Genomic DNA, 15,008 nt, shown 5'->3' with positions numbered 1-15,008 from the left:
TAACATGAAAATGTGCGGATTGTTCATCATAAATAAAACTTTCATGATGTCCGAAATAAGGATAGCTGTGGTTTGAGCCACTAAAGAAGCAAAGAAATCCATTTATGCACAAGGGAGAAATAAATCAATTACTGGGAGGGATGAACTCCCGTGGGTCTAATGAAGATAAACAAGAATGGGATGGTCAAAAAAAGCGGGTCAGTGATGTGCTGACCCGCTTTTTTGCTTTATAAATTCGACCTATTATCGTGTTCTTGATCTTTCGGAGCCACCGCCTGAGCGACCAGCTCCTTCAGATGACCTGGTTCCTGAGTTTGAAGAACTTCTTGTATTCGAGGAACTCGATCTTTCAACAGAAGGGGCTGAGGACCGTGTTCGGGTATTTTCATAGCTTCTATTTTGCACCGGTTGGCTAGGTTGTGCTGTAGGTTGACTAGAGCGCGATCTGCTGTTGCCAGTGTCATAACTTCTATTTTGCACCGGTTGACTAGGTTGTGATACAGGCTGACTAGCGCGTGTTCTAGTATTGCCAGCATCATAATTTCCATTTCGTTGCGGCATTGTTGTTGGCTGTCCACTACGGGATGAACCCGCGTCACCTGTAGTGCTGGTGCCTGTTCTTACTCGTGTATTATAGTCCGAATTTCGGCTGTTGACAACACCGCTGTTGTCAACAGCATTTCCTTGTCTGGTTCTACTGGTAGAAGTAGGGTTGTTTGTATTTGATGGATTCGACTCTCTGCCGGATCGGGTTCTAAAATCGTAATTGTCTGAAGTAGGTGTTGTACCTACATTATTTCTATTGTTCGAGCTATTGTCTCTTGTGCGTCCATTAGTATTACTAGAGTTACGTGTAGATCCGCTATTATTATTCGCATCATTGCGTGATCTTACCGAAGCATTACCGCTATTGTCAATATATAACTCACGATTCCCAGATCTGGTATTGATGTTATCCCGGTTGGAAATGACACGATTGTTGCGGTCCGAAATTTCACTATTATTACTACGTGTTCGAGTTGAAGCGTCAACAACATTGGTCGGACGTGCAGATGAACGAGTGTTGCGGTCTACACTTGGACGATACATATTGATTTCGTTTGACCTTGTACGGCTATTACTACTGCGCACCGATCCTGGTCTATCTACATTGTTAATACGGTTTACATTGACAGTTCTACCTGTATAACGCTCGATGTCAGATCTACGCGGGCCGCCCACATAATAGTTATTATTGATGATCGTTGTATTGTTGATCACTGTGGTTCTATTATAGATATTGTTATAATTTCGACGGTTGACATAATATCTATCCATGTTTCGGTTCATAAAATGATTGACCGAAACGAAGGTCCAAAAGTTCATTGGTATATTAACCGACACATTGATACTCATGCCAGGGCCTAGTGGAGCCCAACCATAGTAGTCATTGCTCTGGCGCCAGTTTACCCATGCTGGTCCCCATTCGTAATCTGGAACCCATCCCCAACCATAACGATCATTGTAGTTCCACCGGCCATAGTGAAAAGGAGCCCACCCCCAATCGTAATTGGAGACCCATGTGTTACCATAATCTGTCATGGACCAATAACCATTGGTTGCATAAGGCTGGAAGTCTGGTCCGGCATCAGGAATCCAAACATATCCATAGTTTGGATCATTCACCCATTGTCCATATGGTGAAAGTTCATCATAGAAGGTCTGAAATGAAACACCAGAATTGTTATAGTTATTATAACCTGTATATCCTCCTCTTTGAGCCATCGTAGTTGTGCAACTTGTAAAGGAAGCAACACCGATTAACCCCAGTACCCAATATTTTATGTTTCCTAAATTTTTCATCTTCGTAATATTTTAAGTAAGACAAAACTCTATGCTATTGTCTTTGTTATTATGACAGCATAACGTATTAAATGGTTTAATCAGTACACTATAAATCTGATTTTTTTTATATAAAAGTCAAATTGATGATCTTTTTACATAAACGACAATTTTAGATACATATTTTTTATTTACCTTTACCGCTCGAATTGTTACGTGTTTGTTGAGCATATGAGGTGTTTTATGACACATTAATTTGACATAGACATATTTTTAAATGGCTAAAAAACTTCAGACTTTTTTTCTAGAATTCGCAAACATTCATCGTTTCTTATTACGGTTTTGGCGCGAATTAGTAACTCCACCATATGAATTCAAAGAAATTATACGCCAATGCTATGAAATAGGCTATAAATCTTTGCCTTTGATTAGCTTAACCGGATTTATCGTTGGTTTTGTTTTTACGAAACAATCTCGTCCTTCCTTGGAAGAATTTGGTGCAACCTCCATGTTGCCATCGTTAATTTCAATTGCGATTGTTCGTGCCTTAGCCCCCTTGGTAACTGCTTTGATTGCATCGGGTAAAGTGGGGTCGCAGATAGGGGCTGAATTAAGTTCCATGAATGTGACAGAACAGATTGATGCAATGGAGGTGTCGGGTACTAATCCGTATAAATATTTGATTGTAAGTAGAATTTTAGCTACAACTATTGGTATTCCTGTACTATGTTTTTATGTGGCAGGTATAGGCCTTTTAGGTGGTTACCTGAGTATGATGAGTAAAGATGACTTGAGTTTTTTGAGCTTTTTTACACAGGTATTTGAAACAATTGCCTTCAAGGATTTAGGCGCTATGGTATTACGTGCCGTAATATTTGGCTTTACTATTGGAGCTGTAAGTTGCTATTGTGGTTATTTTTCCTCGAAAGGTACAGAAGGAGTAGGTAAGGCCGCTAATGCGGCCGTGGTTGCTTCGATGTTTCTTGTCTTTATTGAGGAGATAATTATTGTTCAGATTTTGTCGTTCTTTGGATAGCGGTATATGGAAAAGACTAAAGTAAATATAGATCATTCTCAATCAGTCATTGAAATCAGAAATGTAAGTAAATCTTTTGGGGATAACCATGTACTCAAGGAGGTTAACCTAGATTTATTTAAAGAGGAAAATCTTGTTGTATTAGGACGTTCGGGTACGGGCAAATCAGTTTTGATTAAGTTGATATCGGGATTATTAAAGCCTGATGAAGGAACAATTGATGTATTGGGTGAATCTGTCACGTCATTAAATGATCGTGAGTTGCGTGAATTACGATTAAAAATTGGTTTTTCTTTCCAGAATAGTGCACTCTATGATAGTATGACGGTTCGTGAGAATTTGGAGTTTCCATTGGTGAGAAATAAACGAAATCTCACACGATCTGAGATTAATCATGCAGTGGAGGAGGTGTTGGATGGTGTAGGTTTATCTCAGGCCATCAACCAAATGCCATCCGAACTGTCGGGGGGGCAACGTAAGCGGATTGGTATCGCACGTACCTTGATACTTAGGCCGGAGATCATGATGTATGATGAACCTACAGCGGGTCTCGATCCGATCACTTGTTTGGATATCAATGGATTGATCAATGAGGTTCAGGAGCGGTATAAGACATCGTCAATTATTATTACACATGATTTGGCCTGTGCGAAGGAAGTCGGTGATCGTATTGTAATGCTATTGGATGGCAAGTTTGAAAGGCAGGGGTCTTTTGAGGAAATTTTTGATACAGATGACGCACGTGTTAAAGCGTTTTATAATTATAATTTTATTCTATAATATACATGAGTAAGGCAGAAAATAAAAGAGCAATCATTGTTGGTATTTTTGTTTTTTTAGGCGTATTGATTCTTTTGGCCGGGATTTTTATTTTAGGCAGTCAACAAAAGAAATTTACAAGAAACATCGAGATAGCAACTTCATTTCCTGATGTTGCAGGATTGAAAGTAGGAAGTAATGTTTGGTTTTCTGGGGTTAAGGTGGGGATCATTAAAAATATCCACTTTAAAAGTGTACAGGATGTCGAAGTTGTTTTAACTATTGAAGAAAAATCTGCGGAATATATTCGCAAAGATGCTGTCACAAAATTGGGCTCTGATGGATTAATTGGTAATAAAATTGTTGTTATTACTGGGGGGTCTCAAAATGCACCTACTGTGGAAACTGGTGATTTTTTAAGATCAGCGAAAACTGCAGACATGGAGGCCATGATGGAAACATTGCAGGTAAATAACGAAAACTTGGCTAAGATTACGACTGACTTTGTCGAGATATCACGTGGTTTGGCTGATGGTAAAGGTATGGTTGGTGCAATGTTGACCGATACTGCGATGGTGAATACGTTACGTGCGAGTTTACTGTCCATCAGTGCTGCAATGAATAATGCCAATAAAGCTTCTGCAAATTTGGTTACATTAACAAATTCGTTGAACAGCAATAAAGGGTTGATCCACGATCTGACTACCGATACCGCTATTTTTTCAAATTTACGTCAGTCTGCAGCGCAGTTGCAGGGGGTATCGCAGACTGCAAATGCATTGATCAATAACTTGAATAATGCCTCTAGTCGATTGAACGATAAAGACAATGCGGTCGGTGTCTTATTGAATGACCCTGCTTCAGCAAATCAAATTAAGTCAGCCATTAATAATCTGAATTCTAGTACTGAAAAGTTGGATGAAAATATGGAAGCTTTACAACATAATTTCTTGTTACGAGGCTTCTTTAAGAAAAAAATGAAAGAGAATGCTAAAAAAACAGAAGCACTAAAGGCCGATAGTGTACAATAAGTTTTAGTAAGAAGATATGAAAAGGCTTTACGCTTGCGTAGGGCCTTTTTTTCGGTATTTCAATCCGATTTTTAGATAATAACAGAGGTTTGCGTAACCTTTTAGTATAGAAGAAATGAATAAATCTGAAATTACAGATAAAGAGGTGATCTTTGAAGATAATCATCTGATAGCGATTAATAAAAAATCAGGCGATATTGTGCAGGTCGACGAAACTAGGGATCTTTCATTGGAGGATATGGTGAAGATCTATCTGAAAAAGAAATATGATAAGCCCAATGATGCTTATGTTGGTGTTATTCACCGTTTGGATAGGCCTGTCAGTGGCATGATTCTTTTCGCGAAGACAAGTAAAGCCCTCGAACGTATGAATAAGTTCTTTCAAGACCGGATGGTGAAAAAAACTTATTTTGCAATCGTACGGCAACGTCCACGTAATGCTGAAGGTAAATTGATCAACTGGTTAATTCGAAATAGACAGACAAGAGTAACGAAAGCATTTCCGCGTGAAGTGAAAGGCGGTACCTACGCTGAATTGGACTATGCAATAGTGGGTGAATTAAATGGATTCTACCTCTTGCGGGTCGAACCCCTAACAGGTCGTACACATCAGATACGAGCACAGTTGGCAGCAATGGGTTGTCCTATTGTTGGCGATAACAAATATGGGTATCCAAGAGGAAGTTCAATGGGAAGTATCTGTTTGCACTCACGGTCGTTAGTGTTTACACATCCCATTAAAAAAGAAAAGATGGAATTGGTGGCCTCATTGCCGCAAGATGGTTTTTGGGACAAATTTGAAGTATTGGTGGGCTAATCGCTAAATTTTCAGTAACTTTGGACTATGAAATGGTTTAAATATATACTCGTAATATTTACCCTAAGCTGCTCGACAGTATCTATTTCTCAAGCACAGTGTGCGATGTGTACATTGACAGCTGAGAATTCTACCAAAGACGGTAATATGCAAGGACGAGGATTGAATGATGGAATCTTATTTTTATTGGTGATTCCCTATTTGGCAGCAGCGGGACTGGGCTATCTATGGTATAAGAAATACCGTAAAAAGAATCCTCCAACCAAAAAATTTATTAACGAGATAAAGTAGAATCTGATGCCGACTTCTAAATTTCACGCAATGATACATTCCAAATGTCCTAGATGTCATGTTGGAAAAGTATTTGAAGGAAAGGTCTATAGCCTGCGGAAGCAACAGATGAATGACGTTTGCCCACACTGCGGTGTTAAATATGAAGTTGAGCCGGGCTATTTTTATGCGGCGATGTATGTCAGTTATGCTCTTTCTGTTGCTGAGATTGTATCCGTATCTGTTGCTATTGCAATTTTGACCGGAAGTGAATCTCCTTGGTTCTATTTGGCTGGTTTAGCTGTGACCATCTTAATTTTTGCTCCCTTTAATTTTAGGTACGCGAGGTTGATCCTATTACATTTCTTAACACCTAAAATAAGTTATGATCCACGTTACGAACTAGCTTTGGAAATTGGTGAAAAGGATCAGGAATCCAAGGGAAATAAGATGAATTAAGAACTGTAGTTTGTATACATACTTAAAAAAATAAAGAGCTCTAGAGCTCTTTATTTTTTTAAGTATTTCATTGTACTGTCGAAAAGGAAAACTTTGTCCTTATACAGTTTTGAAATAAATTGTTGTAATGGTATCAAATGTACCTGTTGGAAGTCCGCAATATGTTCTTCAGTAGGTAAAACTACTTGGATGCAATAAGTCATTCCTTCATGGGGTGACTGGAGCATTTCGAGGAAATGCACTTGGAATTTTTGGGATTGCACGATATTATCCTGAATCCAAGAAACGATATCATTGTGGATCGTTTCTTCTGCTATAACAGAGACATTATATAAAAACATAAACAAAAATACGGTTTTATACGCTATTTTTGAATATTACGTTTAATTACTATATCTTGTAAAAATAAGGTTGCATTGACTGCAATTTGGTATTTAATTACAATATTTGAGTTAATTGATAAGGACGCATTTGGGATTATGAGGTTGCAATTTTGGACTGTTTTATTTTTTTGTGCATTGACTATGTTGGGATGCCAACAACATAAGGTTGATCCTATACCCATCAATCAATTCTTTTCCACACCTGAAAAATCAAATTTTAAAATTTCCCCTAATGGTCGGTTTATTGCCTATATCGGCATGGATAATCATTGCAAAAATATCTATTTGATTGATTTGAAGCATCAGGATAGCTCCAAGCAATTAACCTATCAGAATGATATCAATGTAAAATCTTTTGCCTGGAATAACGATTCCAAGATTTCTTTTTTGACAGAACAATCTTCTCAAGACAGTTTGCGTTTGTATGCTGTGGATATTAATACTGAGAAAATCTGGGCATTAATTAAGCCAGTTCGTGCGCGGTTTAGATGGATTCATTCGACGGTGTCCGGTGGAGAGGGCTTTGTTGCGGGGATTAATGATCGTGATTCCTCTTTTTTTGATCTATATCGTATTTATTTGGATGGTCGACCACGCGAATTGATCTTACAAAATCCAGGCAATATGAGCTCTTGGATTGCTTCCAATGATGGACAGATACGTTTGGCTATTGCAAATGATTCCGTACAACAATCTGTTCTTTTCCGTCCTTCTGAGAAAGAACCTTTCAAGGAGGTCATACGTTGTGATGTAGAAAGTAGTTTCACTCCGCTGGGATATAGAGACAGTTCAAATAGTATTATCTATGCACTATCGAATATAAACCGTGATAAATTGGCCTTGGTAAGCTATGATCTGGTCAATGAAAGGGAACTGGGCGAGCTTTTTAGCCATAAAGAGGTTGATATGAGTCCAGGAGGTTATTTTCCGGAGCTAAATCGCTTGTTGTTTGTGAATTATACAACCTCAAGGCAAAGCAGGCATTTCTTCGATGAGGAGACAAAGCGGAAATATGATGAATTGTCTAAACAGATTGATGGTTTTGAATTCCAAGTTCTTAATACCGATGCTTCAGGCGAAAAAGTGATTATTAAAACCTATACAGATGTTAATCCTGGTGGAATTTATTTTTATGATTTTACCACAAAAAAACTGACCAAATTAACCGATAATAATTCTGATCTTAAAGACAAGGAGTTGTCTCCAAATGAGTTTATTACTTATAAAGCGAGAGATGGAGTTGAGATATCTGGATACTTGACCTATCCGGTTCATTCCAATCGAAAAGATCTTCCAATGGTGGTATTGCCACATGATGGGCCAAATGGGCGTGAGGTGTGGGGCTTTGATAATGAGGCGCAGTTTTTGGCAAATAGAGGGTATTTGGTTTTTCAGATGAACTATAGAGGCTCAACAGGATTCGGGAAAAAGTTTTGGACAGCGGGTTTTAAAGAATGGGGTGGAAAAATTCAAGATGACATTACTGATGGAGTGAAGTGGCTGATTAAAGAGGGGATAGCGGATAGGAATCGCGTCGCTATTGTCGGAAAGGGATTTGGTGGTTACTCTGCACTTCATGCTGCTTGTTTCAACTCGGATCTTTATAAATGTGCAGTTTCTTATTCAGGGTATACCAACCTATTCACCTATTTTAGGGACATTCCACCTTATTTTAAATCTTATGTACAGAAGATGTATCAGATCGTTGGTAATCCTATCAGGGAGGCGGAGCTCTTTAAAAATATATCTCCTGTGTTCCATTCTGATAAAGTAAGGATCCCTGTGTTATTGGTTCAGGGCGGAAAAGATCGTTTTAGTTCTGTGACTGATGCGAACCAATTTGTTCAAAAGTTAAAGAACAACAATGTTCCTGTACAGTATGTTCTAAAAGAAGATGAAGATAGAACCTTCAAAAAAGATGAGAATGTATTTGGCTATTACAATGAGCTGGAGCGGTTTTTGGCGAAATATTTAGCAGATTAGAGCGGTATATGAAAGCAGAAAAATACAGCTATCGAAAGAACTACGGATTACTGTTGGTGTTTTTTATCGTCATCAGTGGTCTTTATATTTTTGCGCTTTTTCTATCTCGAAATTATACTGAATCTCATATAAAAAATGAATTTACAAATAGAAAATCTGAAATTTTTGATCAGACTCTGATTCCCTTTAATGACTTTTTTCAAAATAGAATCCCCGAGGTGTCTTTTTACCAAGGTTTCCTGGATTCTGTACAAGCAGGGAAATACGCATATAGTATTTTAAGTTCTTATCCTTTTGTACGGGAAATAGGTTTTTTTGATCTGCAATTCAATAATGATCATAATCTGAACTATGGTTTTATCGTTAATAACCTGCGGATTCAACCCAAAACAATTACCTTTTTTACGGTGTCCCGATCGGGATTGAATAAAAATACAATTTTAGACCGTGCTCAAATGGGATTGCATTCTGAGGAAATTAATAATATAGGGGTTAAACTTGCAACTTATATTGATAAGCTTCAGGCAAATGCGAAGCTTTCTGATAAGGATATTTTAAAGGTATTTTATACGATCAGGCCGGGCCAGATTACGTATTTAAATATACCCAGGGTTAATGATCTGATTGTTTATAAATCCATTATGGAAGGAAATCTCGACCATACTGTCGGCTATGAACAGGATATGTTCAACTTTCAGATTGACCCAATGTATTTGGAGGTGAAAAATAGTTATACAAATCTTTACGAAAAGGTAGCGATTGTGCCATTGGTGGGCGCGCCAATTACACCTGAGGATGATGAAATTTCAACAGAAATGCCATTGCCAGGAGCTTTGGCTGATTATAAATTGCTTTTCAGATCGAGTAAAAGTTTTCTTTCGGCGGAAATAAATCGTAGTTTTTGGCCTGTGTTAGGTGGTATTTCATTGATTTACATTATTTTAATAGCGATTCTGTATTTAATTTATAGAAATTTAGAAATTAACGGGAGACTTTTTAAATTGCAATATGATTTTATCAACAATTTGACTCACGAGTTTAAAACACCTGTTAGCGTAATAAAAATTGCGGGAAATAATATTAAGAGTGCACAAATACTTTCCGACGAGGAAAGAAAAATGTATGGTAATATATTGGATCAGGAGGCTGATCGGCTCAATAATCTAATGAATAAATTATTATCTTTTAGCCAGATTGAAAATAAAACTATTAAATTAAACAAAGAAGAGGTGGATCTGGAGGAATTTACCGAAAACCTGGTTGCTTCTTCAAGAATAAAATATGCTGACTTTAAAATTAGCACAAAAATTGATGTAAGAACATCGATGCTGGCAGATCCAGTGTTATTAAGTAGTGTGTTTCAAAACATGATAGACAATGCCTATAAGTATTCGAAAGCGGGGCATAAAATCTTGGATATTACGATACAACAAAATAAGAAGAATTTTGTTATCACTTTTAAGGACGAAGGGATTGGGATAGAGAAGGCGGAGTTTAACAATATCTTCAAAAAGTTTTATAGAATAAAAAGTCAATATAATCAGCAAGGAAGTATTGGTTTAGGTTTGGCTTTCTGTAAGGAAATCACTGAGTTTATAGGTGGGGACATTACAGTCAAAAGTCAATTGGGGCAAGGCACTACCTTTACGTTGGTATTTCCGGTTTAAAAAATTAATTTAAATATGAAATATCCATGTTTAGAAAGCATGAAGACTTGTGATAATAAACTGGATATTCCATAAGACATTTAAAAGACAAATTATTTACTTATGAATAAAGACATCACTGTTGCTGTTATTGAAGATGATGAGAACTTACGTTTCTTGGTAAAACATCGATTAGAATCTGAAGGCTATCAAGTCATCCAAAGCGGAAATGGGAATGAAGCAGAAAGTTTAATCTTGGAAAAGAGACCCGATGTGGTCCTGTTAGATTGGATGCTCCCTGGAAAAGAAGGTAACGAGATCTGCGAAGATGTCCGTAAAGCAGGATTTGAGAATATCATTATTATGATGACTGCTAAATCCCAGGATGTGGACAAGATTGAGGCTTATAGCTTTGGTGTGACGGACTATATTAGTAAGCCATTCAATATGGATGTGTTGATTGCTATGATAGATAATAAGGTGAAGTTTTTTCTACCTAAAAATAGTCCGGAGATCTACAAGTTTGGGCAGACAGAGCACCATCCAAATATCCATTCATTAATACGTGATGGTAAAAAGGTTGAACTAACTATTCTTGAAAACAGGATTTTATTACATTTTCTTCAAAATTTGGGACGGGAGATTACACGTGAGGAGTTGATGGAAGTGGTATGGGGCTATAGTTCAAATGTAAATACACGCACATTGGATATGCATGTTGTGCGTCTGCGGAAAAAGATCGAAACAAACCCTGATAAACCACATTATCTGCAAACGGTGAGAGGGTTGGGGTATAAATTTGTTGACGAAGAGGAGATTTGATTATATTTGATGGATAAGAATTTGTTTTGTTGAAAACAATTATTATCTTCGTATAGATTGAAAGCGAGACCATGTTTCCCGACGAGGGTAATATGGTCTTGTTTCTTTTTTAAAATGTAGAAAATAAGAAAAAGATAAAATTATGGCAGAAGTAACTTATTTTACGGAAGAAGGATTGCGTAAGCTGAAAGAGGAACTAGCTTATCTGAAGACGGAAGGAAGATCTAAAATTGCCAATGCAATTGCAGAGGCTAGGGACAAAGGTGATTTGTCTGAAAATGCGGAGTATGATGCTGCTAAAGAAGCTCAGGGGCTTCATGAAGCTAAAATTGCCAATTTGGAAAACACGTTGGCTACAGCTCGCTTGATTGATGAATCCAAGTTGGATACATCGAAAGTATTGGCTTTGTCAATTGTTAAGATCAAAAATAAAAAAAATGGAGCTGTGATGACTTATCAATTGGTTGCTGAGTCTGAAGCAGATCTTAAATTAGGTAAGATCTCTGTTAAATCACCAATTGCTCAAGGGTTATTGGGTAAATCGAAAGGGGATACTGCAGAGATTGAAGTGCCTGCAGGTAAGATCGAATTTGAAATTGTAGAAATTTCGAGATAATATATGTCGGTTATGTGCGGTACGCCATAACCGCACATCCACAAATTAACTTTATATTAAGAAGGTCGGGTTCTAGCAATCGCGACCTTTTTTGTTTATATTTGTTGTGAACGTCATATTTATGTTGTTTATGGTCGTTTTTATCAAATGTGTTTAGATAGGAAATATTAGACATTAGACTTTCCTTATGCAAGCCGATGGCTGGTACAACCGAAGTCTCAATACTTAATACTAATATCTCAATACGTTAATACAAAAAGAATTTATTCCAATATAGAATAATATGTCAACAATTTTTTCAAAAATCGTTGCTGGAGAGATTCCAGCTTACAAAGTTGCAGAAAGTAATGATTTTCTAGCCTTCTTGGATATCAGTCCTTTGGCAAAAGGTCATGTACTGGTCATCCCTAAGAAAGAGACAGATTACATTTTTGATATCGAAGATGATGAATACATGGCGCTTTGGGTATTTGCGAAAATTGTTGCACAAGGGATAAAAAAGGTAATTCCATGTGTTAAGGTTGGTGTGGCTGTCGTAGGATTGGAGGTCGCGCATGCACATATCCATCTTGTTCCGATCAATAAAATAAGTGACTTAAATTTTGCTGGGCCTAAGTTAAGTCTAGGTGAAGATGAGCTTCATCAGATTGCTGAGACTATTCGTGAGTCCATTATCAGCATAACTGCACAAAATCAATAACAAGATTATATTACACTTGATTTACTTTCGTTTTTTAGAAGAATACTATATTTGTACTTTGTTGTTTTAAAATTATAAAGGGATAAAAGTAGTTTAGGATTCTAAAATGAAGAAAACAACATTGATTTTTACTGAAAGTTATGCATGAACTTTTGTTGTCATTTCAACAACTAATGAATCCCGAAGAACTCTTGAGTTCGGGAGGGTTTTATTTAGTTATTTTAATCGTATTTGCCGAAACAGGTCTGTTTTTTGGGTTTTTTCTACCCGGCGATTATTTATTATTTTTAGCGGGATTGTTTTGTGCTCTCAATAAGATCGACGTGAGTATTTACACGCTTTGTTTGGGTTTGTTGGGGGCAGGAATATTGGGCAATTTTACAGGTTATTGGTTCGGCTATCGAGCCGGTCCCATGTTATTTAAGCGAAAGGATAGCATCATCTTTAAGCGGAAATATGTGGTGATGGCGGAAGAATTTTACCATAAATATGGAGGAACAGCATTAATTATAGGTAGATTTGTCCCAATAGTTCGTACTTTTGCTCCTATCTTTGCGGGTGTTGTAAAATTAGATTTTAAAAAATTCGTTTTATATAACATCAGTGGAGCTTTAATATGGGTCATGGTATTGACCCTTTCTGGTTATTTCTTGGGGATGGAGTTTCCATGGATTATCCATTATGTTGAATATGTTGTCGTTGGGATGATCGTGGTCGCATTTTTACCTATTGCAATTACTTTGCTTAAAAAGCGAATAAAAGATAAAAGAAACAAACAAAATATACAGTAAAATAAAAAATGAGTAAACAAAACCCTTGGCACATGGTTTCTCCAGGTGAGAATGTGCCAAATGCCGTAAACGCTATCATTGAGATTACAAACGGATCCAAAGGAAAGTACGAATTAGACAAAGAAACAGGTTTGTTGCTTTTGGACAGAGTATTGAGTTCATCTGTCGTGTATCCTGCCAATTATGGTTTTATTCCACAAACTTATTGCGACGACAAAGATCCTTTGGATATTTTGGTGATTTGTTCGGTTGATATCTTACCTTTAACATTGGTGGAAGCGCAAGTTATTGGTGTAATGAATATGGTTGATGGTGGTGAGCAAGATGATAAAATCATTGCTGTTGCTAAAAATGATCCTGTATTCAATTACATTAAGGACATTGAACAATTGCCGCCACACACAATGAAAGAAATTGTACAATTCTTTGAAAGTTATAAAGCTTTAGAAAAGAAACATGTTATCGTAGAAGGGGTGAAAGGACGTGAGGAAGCACAAAGAATCTTGATTGAGGCTATTGAATTGTACAAAACAGAATTTGTTAACAAATAACCCCAAGCATGGCGCTCGATATTTTTGTGACATTGTTTTTAGTATTAGCCAACGGTTTTTTCGTTGCCGCTGAGTTTGCTATTGTCAAAGTCCGAATCTCCCAAATTGAAGTTCAGGCGAAAACAGGTAGCAAAGTTGCCACAATTGCCAAAAGTATAACGGAGCATTTGGATGGTTATTTGGCCGCTACACAATTGGGTATTACACTTTCTTCTCTAGCTTTAGGTTGGGTAGGAGAAGCTGTAATGACCCAAATTGTGCAGGGGGCATTAGGGTTCTTTGGTGTTGAATTGACCGGTACAATAGCGACCAACGCGGGTCACGTGTTGGCATTTACGATTATTACCGTACTACATATTGTCTTTGGTGAGCTAGCTCCCAAGTCAATTGCGATTCAAAAACCTGTTGCAACGACGATGAAAATTGCAGTTCCTCTGCAATTCTTCTATTTTATTTTCAGACCTTTTATTTGGATCCTAAACGGTTTTGCAAATTTTCTGCTTAAAATTTTAGGATTTGAAGTAACAAAAGGTGAATCTGCCCACTCTTCTGAGGAATTACAATACCTTTTGGATAAAGGAAAAGAATCCGGAGCATTGGATATTTCTGAACATGAGTTGATCAAAAACGTCTTCGATTTTAATGAGCGTATCGTAAAGAATATTATGGTACCTCGGACCAAGATCGTCGCTGTTGAAGTAACAGCAGACGCGTCGGAATTGATTGAAACCATGACCGAGGAGGGCTATTCGCGTCTTCCGATCTACGAGGATAATATTGATCAGATTGTGGGTATTGTGCATACGAAGGATATTCTTCCGCTTTTGGCGAAAGGCAAAGAGGTGGTGATGAAGAATATTATGCGTAAGCCCTATTTCATACCTGAGACCAAAAAAATCAATGATCTGATGGCCGAGTTTCAGCAAAGACGCATTCAACTGGCTATTGTACTGGATGAATTTGGAGGTACTGCGGGGATGGCTACCTTGGAAGATATTGTGGAGGAGTTGGTAGGTGAGATCCAAGATGAGTATGATGAGGAAACACCAGTTGTCGAACGTATCTCTGAAACAGAGTATATGGTGGATGCGGGAGCTAGCATTCATGATGTGAATGAGTTTCTTCCCATCGAATTACCCGCAAGCCAGGATTACGATACCATGGCTGGATTGGTCAGTGAAATCTTTGATAAAATTCCTGAGGTAGGTGAGCGGAAACAAGAATATGGTTATGTATTTACAATTATCCGCAAAGCCCAACAGAATATTGAATTTGTCAAACTGGAATTGGTTGAGTCAGCTGATGACGATGTAGCGGAATAAG

Annotated in this window: 17 protein-coding genes; 15 read left to right on the top strand and 2 right to left on the bottom strand. The window is 37.5% G+C overall.

All coding sequences use genetic code 11. From position 1 onward, the window contains the following. Window positions 1-104 precede the first annotated feature (104 nt). Window positions 105-233, top strand: coding sequence for a hypothetical protein (locus LC454_RS26485; RefSeq protein ID WP_262903138.1), 129 nt, complete (start codon window positions 105-107; stop codon window positions 231-233). Window positions 234-243: 10 nt separating this feature from the next. Here LC454_RS26485 and LC454_RS22475 read toward each other — a convergent pair whose 3' ends face one another. Then, complete coding sequence (locus tag LC454_RS22475; protein WP_223584690.1) at window positions 244-1,842, bottom strand: DUF6600 domain-containing protein; 1,599 nt, start codon at window positions 1,840-1,842, stop codon at window positions 244-246. 256 nt (window positions 1,843-2,098) lie between these two features. On the opposite strand from LC454_RS22475, the gene LC454_RS22470 reads away from it, so the two are divergent. From LC454_RS22470 to LC454_RS22445, 6 genes are all read left to right on the top strand, one after another. After that, entirely contained in the window at window positions 2,099-2,857 is a 759-nt protein-coding gene (locus LC454_RS22470; protein ID WP_077438387.1) for an MlaE family ABC transporter permease, read from the top strand. 6 nt (window positions 2,858-2,863) lie between these two features. Beyond that, a complete protein-coding gene (locus LC454_RS22465; protein WP_223584689.1) occupies window positions 2,864-3,637 on the top strand; it encodes an ABC transporter ATP-binding protein in 774 nt (257 codons plus the stop codon). Window positions 3,638-3,642: 5 nt separating this feature from the next. Beyond that, entirely contained in the window at window positions 3,643-4,647 is a 1,005-nt protein-coding gene (locus LC454_RS22460) for an MlaD family protein (RefSeq protein ID WP_223584688.1), read from the top strand. Between the two features lie 115 nt (window positions 4,648-4,762). Then, complete coding sequence (locus tag LC454_RS22455) at window positions 4,763-5,464, top strand: RluA family pseudouridine synthase (protein ID WP_223584687.1); 702 nt, start codon at window positions 4,763-4,765, stop codon at window positions 5,462-5,464. Between the two features lie 27 nt (window positions 5,465-5,491). Then, window positions 5,492-5,755 (top strand): hypothetical protein, encoded by a 264-nt coding sequence (locus tag LC454_RS22450; RefSeq protein WP_223584686.1) that lies wholly within the window; start codon window positions 5,492-5,494, stop codon window positions 5,753-5,755. Window positions 5,756-5,785: 30 nt separating this feature from the next. Beyond that, window positions 5,786-6,193, top strand: a complete 408-nt coding sequence (locus LC454_RS22445) for a DUF983 domain-containing protein (RefSeq protein ID WP_223584685.1) — start codon at window positions 5,786-5,788, stop codon at window positions 6,191-6,193. A 50-nt stretch (window positions 6,194-6,243) separates the two neighbouring features. Here the strand turns inward: LC454_RS22445 and LC454_RS22440 are convergent, their stop codons facing one another. Then, window positions 6,244-6,534, bottom strand: coding sequence for a DUF4286 family protein (locus LC454_RS22440; RefSeq protein ID WP_223584684.1), 291 nt, complete (start codon window positions 6,532-6,534; stop codon window positions 6,244-6,246). Window positions 6,535-6,672: 138 nt separating this feature from the next. Here LC454_RS22440 and LC454_RS22435 point away from each other — a divergent pair, with 138 nt between their 5' ends. The 8 genes from LC454_RS22435 (at window position 6,673) to LC454_RS22400 (ending at window position 15,007) form a co-directional block, all read left to right on the top strand. After that, window positions 6,673-8,559: an alpha/beta hydrolase family protein gene (locus LC454_RS22435; RefSeq protein WP_223584683.1), complete on the top strand. Its 1,887-nt coding sequence runs from the start codon at window positions 6,673-6,675 to the stop codon at window positions 8,557-8,559. Between the two features lie 8 nt (window positions 8,560-8,567). After that, on the top strand, window positions 8,568-10,226 hold the full coding sequence (locus LC454_RS22430) for a sensor histidine kinase (protein ID WP_223584682.1): 1,659 nt from the start codon (window positions 8,568-8,570) through the stop codon (window positions 10,224-10,226). Between the two features lie 102 nt (window positions 10,227-10,328). Next, window positions 10,329-11,027 (top strand): response regulator transcription factor, encoded by a 699-nt coding sequence (locus LC454_RS22425; RefSeq protein ID WP_077438378.1) that lies wholly within the window; start codon window positions 10,329-10,331, stop codon window positions 11,025-11,027. 142 nt (window positions 11,028-11,169) lie between these two features. Beyond that, complete coding sequence (greA, locus tag LC454_RS22420; RefSeq protein ID WP_108635709.1) at window positions 11,170-11,643, top strand: transcription elongation factor GreA; 474 nt, start codon at window positions 11,170-11,172, stop codon at window positions 11,641-11,643. 283 nt (window positions 11,644-11,926) lie between these two features. After that, window positions 11,927-12,343 (top strand): HIT family protein, encoded by a 417-nt coding sequence (locus LC454_RS22415; protein WP_108635710.1) that lies wholly within the window; start codon window positions 11,927-11,929, stop codon window positions 12,341-12,343. 140 nt (window positions 12,344-12,483) lie between these two features. Next, entirely contained in the window at window positions 12,484-13,134 is a 651-nt protein-coding gene (locus tag LC454_RS22410; RefSeq protein ID WP_223584681.1) for a DedA family protein, read from the top strand. Between the two features lie 8 nt (window positions 13,135-13,142). After that, complete coding sequence (locus LC454_RS22405) at window positions 13,143-13,685, top strand: inorganic diphosphatase (protein ID WP_223584680.1); 543 nt, start codon at window positions 13,143-13,145, stop codon at window positions 13,683-13,685. Between the two features lie 8 nt (window positions 13,686-13,693). Further along, complete coding sequence (locus LC454_RS22400) at window positions 13,694-15,007, top strand: hemolysin family protein (protein ID WP_223584679.1); 1,314 nt, start codon at window positions 13,694-13,696, stop codon at window positions 15,005-15,007. Window position 15,008: the final 1 nt, after the last annotated feature.

This window comes from Sphingobacterium sp. GVS05A (assembly GCF_019969845.1).
In the GTDB taxonomy this organism is placed as follows: Bacteria; Bacteroidota; Bacteroidia; order Sphingobacteriales; family Sphingobacteriaceae; genus Sphingobacterium.
Note: the sequence above shows the minus strand (reverse complement) of the source record. Positions and strands in the feature narration are given on the sequence as shown.

Excerpts from the sequence above, each read along its gene's own strand:
- LC454_RS26485 (WP_262903138.1), top strand. The coding sequence starts at position 105 with ATGCACAAGGGAGAAATAAATCAATTACTGGGAGGGATGAACTCCCGT.
- LC454_RS22475 (WP_223584690.1), bottom strand. The coding sequence starts at position 1,842 with ATGAAAAATTTAGGAAACATAAAATATTGGGTACTGGGGTTAATCGGT.
- LC454_RS22470 (WP_077438387.1), top strand. The coding sequence starts at position 2,099 with ATGGCTAAAAAACTTCAGACTTTTTTTCTAGAATTCGCAAACATTCAT.
- LC454_RS22465 (WP_223584689.1), top strand. The coding sequence starts at position 2,864 with ATGGAAAAGACTAAAGTAAATATAGATCATTCTCAATCAGTCATTGAA.
- LC454_RS22460 (WP_223584688.1), top strand. The coding sequence starts at position 3,643 with ATGAGTAAGGCAGAAAATAAAAGAGCAATCATTGTTGGTATTTTTGTT.
- LC454_RS22455 (WP_223584687.1), top strand. The coding sequence starts at position 4,763 with ATGAATAAATCTGAAATTACAGATAAAGAGGTGATCTTTGAAGATAAT.
- LC454_RS22450 (WP_223584686.1), top strand. The coding sequence starts at position 5,492 with ATGAAATGGTTTAAATATATACTCGTAATATTTACCCTAAGCTGCTCG.
- LC454_RS22445 (WP_223584685.1), top strand. The coding sequence starts at position 5,786 with ATGATACATTCCAAATGTCCTAGATGTCATGTTGGAAAAGTATTTGAA.
- LC454_RS22440 (WP_223584684.1), bottom strand. The coding sequence starts at position 6,534 with ATGTTTTTATATAATGTCTCTGTTATAGCAGAAGAAACGATCCACAAT.
- LC454_RS22435 (WP_223584683.1), top strand. The coding sequence starts at position 6,673 with ATGAGGTTGCAATTTTGGACTGTTTTATTTTTTTGTGCATTGACTATG.
- LC454_RS22430 (WP_223584682.1), top strand. The coding sequence starts at position 8,568 with ATGAAAGCAGAAAAATACAGCTATCGAAAGAACTACGGATTACTGTTG.
- LC454_RS22425 (WP_077438378.1), top strand. The coding sequence starts at position 10,329 with ATGAATAAAGACATCACTGTTGCTGTTATTGAAGATGATGAGAACTTA.
- greA (WP_108635709.1), top strand. The coding sequence starts at position 11,170 with ATGGCAGAAGTAACTTATTTTACGGAAGAAGGATTGCGTAAGCTGAAA.
- LC454_RS22415 (WP_108635710.1), top strand. The coding sequence starts at position 11,927 with ATGTCAACAATTTTTTCAAAAATCGTTGCTGGAGAGATTCCAGCTTAC.
- LC454_RS22410 (WP_223584681.1), top strand. The coding sequence starts at position 12,484 with ATGCATGAACTTTTGTTGTCATTTCAACAACTAATGAATCCCGAAGAA.
- LC454_RS22405 (WP_223584680.1), top strand. The coding sequence starts at position 13,143 with ATGAGTAAACAAAACCCTTGGCACATGGTTTCTCCAGGTGAGAATGTG.
- LC454_RS22400 (WP_223584679.1), top strand. The coding sequence starts at position 13,694 with ATGGCGCTCGATATTTTTGTGACATTGTTTTTAGTATTAGCCAACGGT.